The sequence below is a fragment of the Sulfitobacter mediterraneus genome (genome assembly GCF_003054325.1).
GTDB classification, from domain to species: domain Bacteria; phylum Pseudomonadota; class Alphaproteobacteria; order Rhodobacterales; family Rhodobacteraceae; genus Sulfitobacter; species Sulfitobacter mediterraneus.
Window position 1 is genome coordinate 60,128 of the sequence record NZ_QBKU01000003.1, and the last position, 13,285, is coordinate 73,412.

At 58.9% G+C, this 13,285-nt stretch carries 11 protein-coding genes; 2 read left to right on the forward strand and 9 right to left on the reverse strand.

Annotated elements, in window-relative coordinates:
- Positions 1-22: 22 nt before the first annotated feature.
- The 9 genes from C8N31_RS05535 to C8N31_RS05575 form a co-directional block, all read right to left on the reverse strand.
- Positions 23-637, reverse strand: coding sequence for an AAA family ATPase (locus tag C8N31_RS05535; protein WP_025048456.1), 615 nt, complete (start codon positions 635-637; stop codon positions 23-25).
- A complete protein-coding gene (locus C8N31_RS05540) occupies positions 634-1,569 on the reverse strand; it encodes a carbohydrate kinase family protein (protein ID WP_025048455.1) in 936 nt (311 codons plus the stop codon). Before C8N31_RS05540 ends, C8N31_RS05535 begins: the two co-directional genes overlap by 4 nt.
- A gap of 3 nt (positions 1,570-1,572) precedes the next feature.
- Positions 1,573-3,069, reverse strand: coding sequence for a mannitol dehydrogenase family protein (locus tag C8N31_RS05545; RefSeq protein WP_037918518.1), 1,497 nt, complete (start codon positions 3,067-3,069; stop codon positions 1,573-1,575).
- A complete protein-coding gene (locus C8N31_RS05550) occupies positions 3,069-3,842 on the reverse strand; it encodes an L-iditol 2-dehydrogenase (protein ID WP_025048453.1) in 774 nt (257 codons plus the stop codon). The genes C8N31_RS05545 and C8N31_RS05550 overlap by 1 nt, the downstream gene beginning before the upstream one ends.
- A complete protein-coding gene (locus C8N31_RS05555) occupies positions 3,839-4,843 on the reverse strand; it encodes an ABC transporter ATP-binding protein (protein WP_025048452.1) in 1,005 nt (334 codons plus the stop codon). Before C8N31_RS05555 ends, C8N31_RS05550 begins: the two co-directional genes overlap by 4 nt.
- A 17-nt stretch (positions 4,844-4,860) precedes the next feature.
- A complete protein-coding gene (locus C8N31_RS05560) occupies positions 4,861-5,691 on the reverse strand; it encodes a carbohydrate ABC transporter permease (RefSeq protein WP_025048451.1) in 831 nt (276 codons plus the stop codon).
- Positions 5,692-5,757: 66 nt separating this feature from the next.
- Positions 5,758-6,624 (reverse strand): carbohydrate ABC transporter permease, encoded by an 867-nt coding sequence (locus C8N31_RS05565; protein WP_025048450.1) that lies wholly within the window; start codon positions 6,622-6,624, stop codon positions 5,758-5,760.
- A gap of 119 nt (positions 6,625-6,743) precedes the next feature.
- Positions 6,744-8,045 (reverse strand): ABC transporter substrate-binding protein, encoded by a 1,302-nt coding sequence (locus C8N31_RS05570; RefSeq protein ID WP_025048449.1) that lies wholly within the window; start codon positions 8,043-8,045, stop codon positions 6,744-6,746.
- A gap of 98 nt (positions 8,046-8,143) precedes the next feature.
- Positions 8,144-9,175, reverse strand: a complete 1,032-nt coding sequence (locus C8N31_RS05575) for a LacI family DNA-binding transcriptional regulator (RefSeq protein WP_025048448.1) — start codon at positions 9,173-9,175, stop codon at positions 8,144-8,146.
- Between the two features lie 37 nt (positions 9,176-9,212).
- Between C8N31_RS05575 and C8N31_RS20300 the strand changes: the two genes are divergently transcribed.
- Together C8N31_RS20300 and C8N31_RS05580 are read left to right on the forward strand one after the other, a co-directional pair.
- The gene (locus tag C8N31_RS20300; RefSeq protein WP_156026892.1) at positions 9,213-9,398 is read left to right on the forward strand and encodes a hypothetical protein; all 186 of its coding nucleotides are present in this window, start codon (positions 9,213-9,215) and stop codon (positions 9,396-9,398) included.
- 56 nt (positions 9,399-9,454) lie between these two features.
- Positions 9,455-13,282, forward strand: coding sequence for an acetoacetate decarboxylase family protein (locus tag C8N31_RS05580; protein WP_025048447.1), 3,828 nt, complete (start codon positions 9,455-9,457; stop codon positions 13,280-13,282).
- Positions 13,283-13,285: the final 3 nt, after the last annotated feature.

The window sequence follows — 13,285 nt, forward strand, 5'->3', positions numbered from 1 at the left end:
ATCAACCGGCCTTTGCGCACCTTTATGCGGATTGAACGCGGATATCAGGCTCAATCGACTGACCCATAACCGTTTGCGCGTTCGGCAAATCGTTTGATGCGGCCCGGTCCTGCGCCTGTTGAAGCGGCAAGTCATGATCTGTCCAACGCTGAACAAGACGTCGGCGCAACTCGGCCTCGGGCACATCAAGCAGGACGGTCAAATCCCACATCTCATGCATCTCGCGCCAGCCCGGCGCGTCCAGCAGCAGGTAATTGCCTTCGACAAGGATGATCTGCGCCTCAGTGGCGATCAACGCCCCATCCGGCACCACGGCATCGGCAGTTCGGTCAAAGATTGGCACAGACACTGCGCCCCCGGCGGCGACCTTGCGCAAGACCCGCAGCATCTCGGCTGTGTCAAACGTGTCCGGCGCGCCCTTGCGGTGCAGGCGGCCTTTCGCTGTCAGGGTGTCATTGTCCAGATGAAACCCGTCCATCGGAACAACGGCGCTATGCGGGATGCACTTGCGCAGGGTCTCAACGATGGTGGATTTGCCCGATCCCGGCGCACCGGCAATCGCAATCATCCGGCGCGATTTGCCATCGTTTTGCGCAGCAATCTGTATCGCCAGAGCTGCAATGCCCTGCGGGGTCACCCCAAACCTTCCAGTTCCGTCGCCCATGGTGGATTGGCACCCGCCCGCGAAACCGTGACCGCAGCGGCCTGCGCACCCAATGTCAGGGCAGGGCGCAGATCCTCAATCGTGGCGGCGGCGAGGCTGGCTTTGTCCAATAGCCCAAAGTGGCTGAGGCCAACCATGAGACCGGCGTTAAATGTATCGCCCGCGCCAACGGTATCGACGACGGCCGCTGGCACCGCCGGGCTATCGAGTTCGGCGTCGCGGCTCACCACGGTCACGCCATGCTCGCCCTTGGTGACCACCACAAACTGCGGTCCGGCCTCGCACATCTGGCGGGCACGATCCGCCTGGGTTCCACCCTCTGGTGTGATCCAGTCCAAATCTTCGTCCGACACTTTGACGACATCGCTCATCGCGATCATCCGTGCCAAACGCGCCCGATAGGCGGGCTCATCGGTGATGAAACCGGGCCTGATGTTAGGATCGAGCACGATCGTGCACCTGCCCGCCGCCTGTGCCATCAGCGCCTCATAGGCGGTGGCCGCCGGTTCCGCGACCAAACTGATCCCGCCAAAATACAGCGCCGAGATGCCGTCCGGCAGCGCAGGCAGATCTGCCTGCGTGAGCGCGGATCCGGCGGAGTTCTCATCATAGAAGGAATAGACCGCCTTGCCGTCCGAAAGATGCACAATCGCCAATGTCGTGAGCCGGTCCGAGCGGATCAAGTGGTCTGTTCCGACGTTATTGGCCTGCAAAGAGGCGACCAACATCTCACCAAACCCATCCGTGGACACCCCGCTGAGCAATCCCGCCTCCGCACCCAGCCGCCCTAGGGCGATGGCCGTGTTAAATATCGCACCGCCCGTGTGCGGCGCATAGGCAGTTCCGCCCGAAACTACGGGCGTGGGGATCATGTCGATCAAGGCTTCGCCGCAGCACAAAATCATCGCTCAAAGATCCAGATAGCGGGCCAGTGCCGCCTCGACACCATTTGAGTGCAGCAGAACCATCCAACCGGAAAATGCCGTATCGAATACCGGATTGGCCGCCAGATCGCCGTAGATCTGCCTTTGCGCGATCCAAAGACCGGGCTCAGACGCGGCCTCTTTGGCCAGATCTGTCAGCGCCTGCCAATTCGGATCATTGGCCGCTATCGGTGTGCCGTCCTCGCGGGTGCCAAGGCAATAACGCGCCCAGATTGCAGAAACCAAAGCCAGACCAGAGACCGGCGTGCCTGACGCCAGACCGTCACGCACCGACGGCAGAATGAACCCCGGCTGCCGGCTTGACCCGTCATAGGCCACCCGCCGCGTGGTGTCGCGGATCTCGGGGTTGGCGAAACGCCGGTCGATCAGATCGAGATAGGCGAGGGGGGTCATGCCGGGAACATCGGCCACATGCGGTGCGATCTCTTGCTCGATGATTTTGCGCAAGGTCCGCCGGATCAGCGGATGATCCATCGTCTGGGCGATGGTCTCAATGCCCAGCAGATCTCCGGCGGCGGCGATGATCTGATGACCGCCATTGAGAATGCGCAGCTTCATCGCTTCGAACTGGTGCACATCTTCGCAGAATGTCGCACCAACCTCTTCGAGGGGCGGACGCCCGGCGCAGAAATCATCTTCGATCACCCATTGGCGAAAGTTCTCATGGGTCACTGGCGCGGCATCGTCGATGCCAAAACCATTGGCCAGCGCCCGCTCGGCGGTGCCAGTGGCCGGAACGATGCAATCGACCATCGAATTTGGAAAACTGCACTCTGCGGCGATCCAGTCGGCCAGCGCCGGATCAGACATCCGCGCCAGCGACAACACCGTCTGGCGCAGCACATCGCCATTGCTTTGTAGATTATCACAGCTCATCACCGTGAAGGGGCCGGTCCCTTGGGCGCGGCGCAGCTCAAGCGCGGCAATGATCGCACCAAAGGCGGTGCGCGGGCGGCCGGGATGCGCGGCGTCATGAACGATATCGTCATGGGCTGCATCAAAGCCGCCGGAAGCCGGATCAACGAAATAACCGCCTTCGGTGACCGTGAGTGACACGATGCGGATTGCGGGATCGGTCATCTTGGTGATCAAGGGGCTGTTGTCTGGGGCCACGGGCAGGAAATCAATCATTGCGCCGGTCACTTCGGCGGACATGCCAGCAGGGTCCAGCTCAATCAAGGTGGTCAGGCAATTCTGCCCCAGCAGGCGCTCACGCTGCGCACCATCGGCGGCACGGACGCCTGCGCCGATGATCGCCCAATCTTGTGCTTTGCCGATTTGCATCAAGCGGTGCAAATACCATGCCTGATGGGCGCGGTGAAAATTGCCCAGACCGATGTGCACAATCCCCGCTGTCAGCGCCTCACGGTTGTAGGTGGGGCGCGCGACCGCATCGGGCAGCGCTGCGAGGGTTTGATCGCTCAGCCGGATCAAACCATTGCCGTTTGCTCCATCTGCCATCAGTTCATCCATTGGCCGCCATCGACGTTGTAGCATTGCGCCACCACGTACTCCGCCTCGTTACTGGCCAAAAAGACCGCCATACCTGTCAAATCCTCCGCGCGGCCCATTCGGCCATAAGGGACGCCTGCCGCGACCTCTTGTTTCTTTTGGCCCGGTGCCTTGCCCTCGTATTTGGCAAAGAACGCATCGACTCCGTCCCAGTGTTCTCCATCCACCACCCCGGGGGAGATCGCATTGACGTTGATCCCGTGTTTGATCAGATCGAGACCGGCCGATTGTGTCAGACTGATCACCGCAGCCTTGGTTGCGCAGTAGACTGCGACCAATGGTTCCCCGCGGCGTCCGGCCTGACTGGCCATGTTGATGATCCGGCCCTTGATGCCGCATTCGATCATGTGGCGGGCCACGGCCTGTAGCGTAAACAGCGTGCCACCGACATTGATGTCGAAAACCCGCGCATAGTCAGCGCGGTCAATCTCGACCACGGGCGCGGCAGAAAAGAGGGCGGCGTTGTTGATCAGAATGTCGATCTGGCCAAAGCGATCGGCGACCTGCGCCACAGCGCTGTCGATGCTGGCCTGCTCGGTCACATCCATCTTTACGGCCATGGCCGCATCGCCCAATTCGGCCGCTGCTGTGCGGGCGCGGTCGATGTCGATATCGGCGATGGCCACACGCGCCCCTTCGGTCACGTAAGCCTTGGCAAAGGCCAGACCGATACCCCGTGCCGCACCCGTGATCAGGGCGTTTTTACCGGCCAGCCGTGTCATGCGATGCGCAGCCCCTGCGCGTCAAAGCGGTGCATGACGTCTTCGCGCGGGGTCAGATGCACGGTGTCGCCATGGCGAAAGCCGACCTCGCCGCCCGCACGGACGGTGATGGTTTCGGCCAGACCCGTGTCGTGGATATGGAAGAACGTGTCAGAGCCCAGATGTTCGGAAACCCCAACCACACCTTTCCATTCGCCCTTTTTGTCAGACACGGTGATATGTTCGGGGCGGATACCGATGGTGGTTGCATCACGCTTGGCCGCCTCCGGCCCGCTGATCAGGTTCATCGTGGGGGAGCCGATAAAGCCCGCCACAAACAGATTGCGGGGATTGTGATAAAGCTCAAGCGGGCTGCCGACCTGTTCGATATGTCCCGCCCGCAGCACCACGATCTTGTCCGCCATGGTCATCGCTTCGACCTGGTCGTGGGTCACGTAAACCATCGTGGTTGCCAGCTTTTTGTGCAGCTCGGAGATTTCCATGCGCATCCCGACCCGCAGTGCGGCATCGAGGTTCGACAAAGGTTCGTCGAACAGGAACGCAGAAGGTTCGCGCACAATGGCACGGCCAATAGCAACACGCTGGCGCTGACCGCCGGACAACTGGCCGGGCTTGCGATCCAGATAATCGGCGAGGTTCAGAACCGCAGCCGCCTGATCAACGCGGCGGTCCTGTTCGGCCTTGTCCAGCTTGGCCATCCGCAGCGGAAAGGCGATGTTCTTGCGCACCGACATATGTGGATAAAGCGCATAGGATTGAAACACCATCGCCAGCCCGCGTTTGGACGGCGGTACATGAGTGGCGTCATTGCCATCAATGCGGATCTGCCCGGATGAGATATCCTCAAGCCCGGCAATCAGCCGCAGCAAGGTGGATTTACCGCAACCGGACGGGCCGACAAAAACGGTAAACTCGCCGTCTTCGATGGTCAGGTCCAAGGGTGGAATAACTTCGACATCGCCAAAGCTTTTCGTGACTTTGTCCAGTGTGATACGTCCCATAGTCTTTGGTTCCTGTCTTATTTCACGGCGCCGAAGGTCAGACCGCGCACCAGTTGTTTTTGGCTGAACCAGCCCAGAACAAGGATGGGTGCGATCGCCATTGTCGATGCGGCGGAGAGTTTGGCGTAGAAAAGCCCTTCAGGGCTGGAGTAGCTGGCGATAAACGCGGTCAGCGGCGCGGCCTTGGCAGCGGTCAGGTTGAGTGTCCAGAACGCCTCGTTCCAGGCCAAGATAAAGTTCAAGAGCAAGGTCGACGCGATGCCGGGGATCGCCATGGGCGTCAGCACATAGAGGATCTCCTCGCGCAAGGTGGCGCCGTCCATACGGGCGGCCTCAAGGATCTCGCCCGGAATTTCGCGGAAATAAGTGTAAAGCATCCAGACGATGATCGGCAGGTTGATCAGCATCAGCACAATCACCAGACCCAGACGGCTGTCGAGCAGGCCAAACTGGATAAAGATCAGGTAGATCGGATACAAAACCCCAACCGCAGGCAACATTTTGGTGGAGAGCATCCACAGCAGGATATCCTTGGTCCGCTTGGAGGGCACAAAGGCCATCGACCACGCGGCGGGAATGGCGATCATCACGCCCAGAATGGTGGAACCGCCCGCGATGAACACAGAGTTCCACAAGAACCGCATATAATTAGAGCGTTCCTGCACCACGGTGTAGTTCTCAAGCGTCCAGTCAAAAAACAGGAACAGCGGCGGGTCGTTGATCGCCTGCGCCTCGGTCTTGAAGCTGGTCAGGATGGTCCAGAGGATCGGAAAGAAGATCAGCAAACCAACGGCCCAAGCCACTGCAGTGTTGATCGCCTTGCGTTGTGAGGTGACAGAGCGGGCCATCAGACAGTCCTTTGGTTGAAAAAGCTGCGGGGCGAGGTGCCGGAACGGGCGGGGGTGCGGTGTGGATCAAGCATCGAGGTTCTTCCCCACAATCCGCATCAAGAAGATTGCGACGATATTGGCGAGGATGATCGCATAGACACCGCCTGCCGATCCCAAGCCAACGTTCTGGCTTTCCAGCACCCGCTGGAAGATCAGATAGGTCAGGGTTTTTGATCCGAAGGCACCGCCGGTGGTCACAAAAATCTCGGCAAAGATCGACAGAAGGAAAATCGTCTGGATCAGCACGACAATGGTGATTGCACGCGCCAGATGCGGCAGGATGATGAACCAGAACCGCTTGAGATGCGGTGCGCCGTCCATTTCGGCGGCTTCCAATTGTTCACTGTCCAGCGACTGGATCGCGGTGAGCAGGATCAGCGTCGCGAAAGGCAACCATTGCCAGCTGACGATCAGGATGATCGAGGGCAGGGAGGCTTGCGACAGCCATGAGACCGGATCGGCCCCGAAAAATTTCCAAAGATGCGCAAACAGACCGTTGGTGGGGTCCATAAAGATGTTCTTCCACACCAGCGCAGATACGGTGGGCATCACAAAGAAGGGGGCGATCACAAGGATGCGGACAACGCCCTGGCCCCACATCGGCTGATCCAGCAACATTGCCAGCACTACGCCAAGGCACACGGTGATTAGCAGAACGGCACCGACAATGATCAGCGTGGCCTGAATACTGGGCCAGAAGGCGCTGGACGTCACGAAACGGGTGTAGTTGTCAAATCCGGCCCATCCCAGATCACCGCCGCGCAGGGGCAGGTATTTGCGGAACGAGAACCAAAGCGTCATGGTCAGGGGCACCAACATCCAGCCCAAAAGCAGGATCACAGCAGGGGCCATCATAACGCGGGCGGCGGATCTGGATGCTTTGGTGGCCATTTTGGATACACCTTCCTCGGGGGCGGACAAGCCGCCAGACTAAGATCAGACTGGATGAAAAGGTCGTCTAGGTGAAGGGCGGCGACCGGGCCGCCGCCCTTGCGGGATGTCGGCGCGGCTTATTTGTAGCCAGCCGCTTCCATTGCGTCGTTGGTCAGGGCCTGCGCCTTGGCCAGTGCTTCTTCTACGGTCTGCTGACCGGCATAGGCAGCTGAGAACTCCTGGCTCACGTCTGTTGCGATGCCTGCGAACTCCGGGATCGCCGCGAACTGCACACCCACATATGGGCTTGGCTCAACGGTGGAGTTGTTAGGATCAGCAGACAGGATCGAATCCAGCGTCATCTGAGCAAAAGGCACGGCCTGGTAGTTCGGGTTTTCATACAGGGATGTACGTGCGCCCGGAGGAACGTTTGCCCAGCCTTCTTTGCTCGCAACCAGCTCGATGTAGTCTTTGGATGTGGACCATTCGATGAACTGCAGCGCGGCGTCCTGTTTCTGAGTACCGGCAGGAATGGCCAGCGCCCAAGCCCAGAGCCAGTTGGAGCGTTTGCCCAGACCGGTGTCCGGTGCCAGCGCAAAACCAACGTGGTCTGCAACGGTGGAATCCTTGCCTGTCACAAAAGAGGCCGCAACTGTGGCGTCGATCCACATGCCGCATTTGCCCTGATTGAACAGCGACAGGTTTTCGTTAAACCCGTTTGTTGCATAACCCGCAGGGCCGGATGCATCCATCATACCCTTGAAGAAGTTGAGCGTGTCGGCCCATGGCTGCGTGTCGAACTGTGCGTTCCAGTCCATATCGAACCAGCGTGCGCCGAAAGAGTTGGACATCGCGGTAATGAACGCGCCACCTTCGCCCCAACCGGCCTTGCCGCGCAGGCAGATGCCGTTGATCTCATTGTCGCGGTCGGTCATCGCGGCTGCTGCCTTGGCGATGAATTCCCATGTTGGTGCCTTTGGCATGTCCATGCCAGCCGCTTCCATCAGGTCGGTGCGATACATGATCATGGAGCTTTCGCCATAAAACGGCGCCGCATAAAGCGTGCCATCGTGGCTCAGACCGCCGGCCATCGCTGGCAGAATGTCATCGACGTCATATTCAGCGGACAGATTGTCAAGTGGCACCAGCCAACCGTTCGCACCCCAGATCGGCGTTTCATACATGCCGATTGTCATGATGTCGAAAGACCCACCCTTGGTGGTGATGTCGGTTGTTACGCGCTGGCGCAGAACGTTTTCTTCCAGCGTGACCCACTCGACGTTGTGGCCGGTTTTTGCGGTGAAGTCATCGGTCAGACCCTGCATGCGGATCATGTCGCCGTTGTTCACTGTTGCGATGGTGATGGTGTCGGCGAATGCGCCACCGGCGGTGATCAAAGTGACCGCAGTTGCCGCACGAAATGCGTTTCTCAAAGACATCCGAATCCTCCCTAAGCTGGATGTTGTGTGGGCAAAGACTAAGCTGATTGAACAACGGGCGTCAATAAAAAATTTACGCGCGTAAATTTTCCGACCAATTAGGCCGACGCCCTCAACACCAATTGTGCCTCGCACAGTGTATCGGTCCGTTCCTTGAAGCGCTCTCCGGTTTCGATCAGCTTCAAAAGCCGCTCCACACTGCCTTTGGCCACGCCGTCATAGTCATGACCGGCCGTGGTGAGGGACGGGCAAGTGAACCGCGAGAACGGATGATCATCATGCGAGGCCACCCGCAATGCGCAGCCGGCTCCGCGCCCGACGCGCAGACCTTTCTCATAGCAGGCAGACAAAAACCCGATCGCCAACCGGTCGTTGCTGCACAAGATGGTGCTGCTGGGCAGGCTGTTGTCCTCAAGCACACGCAAACCGCCCTGTTTGCCGATCTCCTCAAACTGCCAGCCGGTGCCTTCGACGCGAATAACATGCGGTTCATGCCCCAGCGCCTCCATGTTTTTAACAAAGGCCGCACGGCGTTTGTTGGCGTTGGGGTTGGCGGGATTGCGCATCTCGAAAAAGCAGGGCGGCTCGCCCGTTCTGCAAAGATAATCAACAGTTTGCTCAACAAAGCTTGCGTTGTCAGATCCCACAAATGCCTCGCCCAGCCCTTCAAGGTTACTGTCGAACAGAACGGTAAAAACCTCGTCGCAGAACGCCTCGATGTTGCTGCGATCCGAGGCGCGGCCAAGCGGGGCCAATAACACACCCGCCGGTTTGAGCAGCCGTAGGTTGTCAAGGATCTGCCGTTCCAGATCAGGGTCGCCATGGGAGCTGAACAGTGTCGGCGAATATCCCGCAACGATGCAGCGGGTCTCAATATTCCGGGCAATCTCGGCAAAAAACGGATCGGCAAGATAGGGCACCACAATACCAATGTTCTTGGTCAATTTGCGGTTCTGATTCATCGCATAGATGTTCGGCCGATAGTCATATTCCACAAGCGCATCTTCGATCCGCTGGCGGGTGCTGGCCCGCACACTGTTCGGGTCGTGGAAATACTTGGACACCGTTGGCCGCGACAGCCCGCTGATCTGGGCAAACTCTTCCATATTCTTGATCTTGGTGTCGGACATTGCGGCGCCCCCTCAATATTTACCTGCCTCACGTTAGGTGAAAAAGCTTTACGATGTTACTCAAAAATTTACTCGCGGCATGTTTTTTGTGTTGGAAGTCACAAAAATCGCCATTTCGCCTGCAAAACGCGCCTCGGATTTTGCAAATGGTAAGTTTCGGAGGTCAAATTTGAAGTTCTTGCCGCTCGCCTTGCCGGTTTGCGCCTTGATGATGCTTGTCTGAAATGCAGCCCCAGCCTAGGCTTTGAGCCAGTCAAGCCAAGGGCGGAGCCATCTGCAATGTCGAACGTTCTCTTTAATAATGCGCGCGGCGCGGCCAGTTCGTTGCAAATGTCGCCGCCGTTTTCGTTCTCTGATGTCACAATGTCGGTGTTTCCGCTGCGGGCCAGTCTGCCGAGCCTTGAGAATTTTACCCGAAACTACCTGAACCAAGCGCCTGATCTGGTGCAGTTCCAACCCTTTGTGCCTTTTGTCTATCTGGTCATCCTCGATTACGGTCGTATGTCGCTTGAGGCCGCCAACATGGGCTGGGTGTCACAGCGCGAGGTCGCCTTTGGCATTCCGCTACGTTGGATGAATGGCGGTGAAACGGGCCCGCAGTTCCACGATTGGGCGTTTTCTTCGCCGTTTATCTTTGTGGACAACGAATTGTCGATGAGCACCGGCCGCGAGGTTTATGGCTGGCCCAAGCTGCTTGCGCGGCTGGATCCATCGGTCAGTGAGTGGGTCCATAACCCCCATGGGGCGCGGCGGGTGTTTCAGGTGTCCACCAAGGGCGCAGCAGAGGCCTATGCCGGAGAAACCAGCGCATATCGGCCATTGCTGAGCGTCTATCAGCATCGCACCGCCGGGTTGCTGGATATGCCGCCCAATCTGGATTCGGTGCTGAAACCATTGGGGCAAATGTCCTCTTCGGCGGCAGGGTTCATGCGTTTGGGCCGCGATCTGGCGCAGACCTTTGCCGGCATGGCCAGCGACCGGATCACCGGATCGTCGGTGCTGCCGGATATGATGGATATGGACACCCTCAAGGCGCAGCTGTCCCCCGAACGCCAGAGCGCATGGCGCAGCGCCAAGGATTGGATGCCGGGGATCAAGGATGCGTTGTGGTCGCTGTTTCCGCGCATGTACGCCAACACGATCAATTTCAAACAGTTCCGCGATGCGGCCAACCCCCACGCCACTTGTTATCAGGCCCTCACGGCGGCGCGGATGCCGGTCAAGGCCTTCAAACAAGGCGGCTTTCTGGGGCCGCAGAACATGTTGATGGGCCAGCTGGACGGCGGCTTCCGTATTGATGTGCATCATCTGGCCGGATTGCCGATTGTCGAAAGCCTTGGCCTTGAGGTCAGCGAAGAGCGCGAGGCAGGGGGCAGTGTTGTGCATACCCTGTCGCCGGTTGCGCCGTTGTGGATGAAGGTCGATATGACCTATGGCGTGGCCGATACCCTGATCTGGCGCGGGCGCGAGGGCGGCTGGCGTGAGGGCGATGTTCTAAAGGTCGCGCGGGCTGCATCGGCGGCCAAGCGGGCCGAGGAGCAAAAACAATCCGCAAAGCCGCAAGCAGGGCCAACGCCGCAGACACCTCAGACCGGCGATCAAACTGCGCCCCAGCAAACCGCACATGTCCATCACGCGCCGCCCATCGGGACAGATGGCCCCGAAGAATTTGAGGACGGGCAGGGCTTTGACTACATCCGTGCAATGAACTTTTTCAACACCGCACGCGGCGCAAGCGAGGCGGTGGGCGGTTCGTTTTCGGTGCCCGATGCCTCGGTCCGGGTGCTGCCACTCAAGGCGGATGCGGCCACGTTGCAAAACTTTGTCCGCGATTACTTGCGCGTTCAGGATTGTATGAAATTCGAGGCCTGGGGTGATTTTGTCTATCTGGTAATCAGCGATTTCAAACAGATGAATTCCGAGTTGTCGGCGCTGGCCAAACGGCGGGCGCGGGAACTGAGCCTGCTGGTGCCGGTCAAATGCTACAAATGGCATCGTGACGGCGCCTATCCCACGGATAAACCGGGGGCACAGGGGGAACGGGGCCGCGAGCGGCTGTTGACCACCGGCTTTGTGAGTGCCTTTACCTATGTGGATGATGTGGAAACGGCGATCACCGCCAATGAGGTCTTTGGCGTTCCCAGTATGGGGTCCACCATCCGCGCCAGTGAAAACGAATGGCTCAGCCGGGATTATGGCACCGAACAGACCCAACATGAGATCCTGACCATGTCGGCGCAGGTTCTGCCAGAACTGATGGCAGGGGCGCAGGCGGTTGGCCGGACCTTGGTTGATGTCACAACCCACCAACCGCATCATCCGGCGGTGCAGGAAACACAGGACGAATCCGTCAATCGCTGGCTTGGGGTCTTGGCCAATGATCTGGCCACCAAATACCGCGAGGCGGGTCTGTCGTCGCGGCCAGATATGGACCCCGACCTTGAAGAGAGAATAGACGAGGGCGTCTGTGCCGCTCAGGGCTTCGCGCTCAAGATCCTCGGCGGGGACAACGCGCTCAATCAATTTTCGCTCAAACAATTCCGCGACAGCCACGACACCAACAATGCCTGTTATCAGGGCCTGATCCTGCGGCGGCACCAGATTTTGAAACTCAATGATTTCCGCGAGATAGACGCGCCGCTTCATGTATCTATCACCGATTATCCGACCCAGCCGATTACCGAAATTCTGGGGCTGAAACCCAAATTCAGCTATCCGGGCAAAGATCGTCTGGTCAAAGTGTTTGAGGCCGTGCGCCCGTTTTCATTGAACGCCGATCTGCGGCGCGGCACGGGTGTGACTTTGTTTGAGCGGGTGGGCAGCGAGCGCTGGCATCAGGTCGACATCACCGAACAGATGTTTGGATGGCGCAAGATCGAGATCGACCAGATCGAGGCCTTCGTGGACAGCATCGGCAAGGAGGAAAAGATCGAGCTGGCCTATGCCCGCCACGTCCCCGGCAGCGGCATCACCACTGAAAAGCGGCCCGGCCGGGTGGGGCAGAAATACCTGCGTTTGTGGTACGAAAAGCGGGTGCAGCGCGGCCATGTCAGCAGTGTGTTCATCCGCCAGCGGTCCCATCCCGAAGGGGTCAAGGTTCTAACCGATGCGGAGCGGCTGAATGCGCCGCGCCGGGCAGACGGTCTGGACGTGGCGGCATGGAACGCGCAGATGGTGCCGTTCGAGACCGGCTTTGCCCAATCGGCGCTGGCGGAAACGTTGGAATATTTTAGCCCGGCCACCATTCTGGACAAGGCGCTGTCGCGCAAATGGGGGCTGGCGCGGGGCACGGCCCTGCCCAAGTTTGCCAAGCCGGACTATTGTTTGCCCGTCTGTTCCGCACCGCCGCATTACGCCGAAACCCTGTTCCCTGCGCAGCAAAGCCATGCAGGCTATTGGCCACAATCAGGCGATCACTATGGCGCCCAACTTAAGAAACGCGAACGCGAGGCGATGGCTTTCAAGGTTGAGTTGAAATCGGCGATCCACATGTTTGCGCTGCTTTACCCCGGCGTTCTGATGCGCACCGAAGAGCATAGCCAGCCCGAGGAATGGACCTTTGAAAAGGCGATCGTATCCCTTGCCGAAACGCTCAATTCATACCTCGATGACGATCAGTTGTCGCAAACCGAAAAGACCGCCAAAGAGGCCCTGCGCGATATCAAGGGCGACGAGGATATCGAAGGCATTATGAAGGCCACCGAAGATGTGGTGGTGCAATTTGTCGATGTGCATTTGCCCGAGCCTTTCAAGCTGACCGAACAGGCCTACCGCAAAACCGTATTTGAGCGGATGATGGAAGGGGCGATGCCGCTGATTTCATCGCAGGACTGGCTGGATGTGCATGAGGCGCTCAAACTGGTGCGCCAAAAGGTCGAGATTTCGCTGGGCGGCGAGGATGACCTTGAGCAAAGTGAAGAGATGCAGGGGGTTGCCGAATATCTCGATCCATTCATTGCGCGGGCGCAGACCAACCACGACGATATGAAAATGATGGAGCAGTTGGAGCCGGACATGCCCTATCCGTCACCTGTATCCGATCCGGCTGGGGATCTGCGCAGGCGGCTCAAGGCCTTGTTTTCAGGTGAGGATACGTCGAACGATTGATTG

Coding starts and splice junctions, on each gene's coding strand:
- C8N31_RS05540 (WP_025048455.1), bottom strand. CDS start 1,569: ATGATTTTGTGCTGCGGCGAAGCCTTGATCGACATGATCCCCACGCCC.
- C8N31_RS05545 (WP_037918518.1), bottom strand. CDS start 3,069: ATGGCAGATGGAGCAAACGGCAATGGTTTGATCCGGCTGAGCGATCAA.
- C8N31_RS05550 (WP_025048453.1), bottom strand. CDS start 3,842: ATGACACGGCTGGCCGGTAAAAACGCCCTGATCACGGGTGCGGCACGG.
- C8N31_RS05555 (WP_025048452.1), bottom strand. CDS start 4,843: ATGGGACGTATCACACTGGACAAAGTCACGAAAAGCTTTGGCGATGTC.
- C8N31_RS05560 (WP_025048451.1), bottom strand. CDS start 5,691: ATGGCCCGCTCTGTCACCTCACAACGCAAGGCGATCAACACTGCAGTG.
- C8N31_RS05565 (WP_025048450.1), bottom strand. CDS start 6,624: ATGGCCACCAAAGCATCCAGATCCGCCGCCCGCGTTATGATGGCCCCT.
- C8N31_RS05570 (WP_025048449.1), bottom strand. CDS start 8,045: ATGTCTTTGAGAAACGCATTTCGTGCGGCAACTGCGGTCACTTTGATC.
- C8N31_RS05575 (WP_025048448.1), bottom strand. CDS start 9,175: ATGTCCGACACCAAGATCAAGAATATGGAAGAGTTTGCCCAGATCAGC.
- C8N31_RS05580 (WP_025048447.1), top strand. CDS start 9,455: ATGTCGAACGTTCTCTTTAATAATGCGCGCGGCGCGGCCAGTTCGTTG.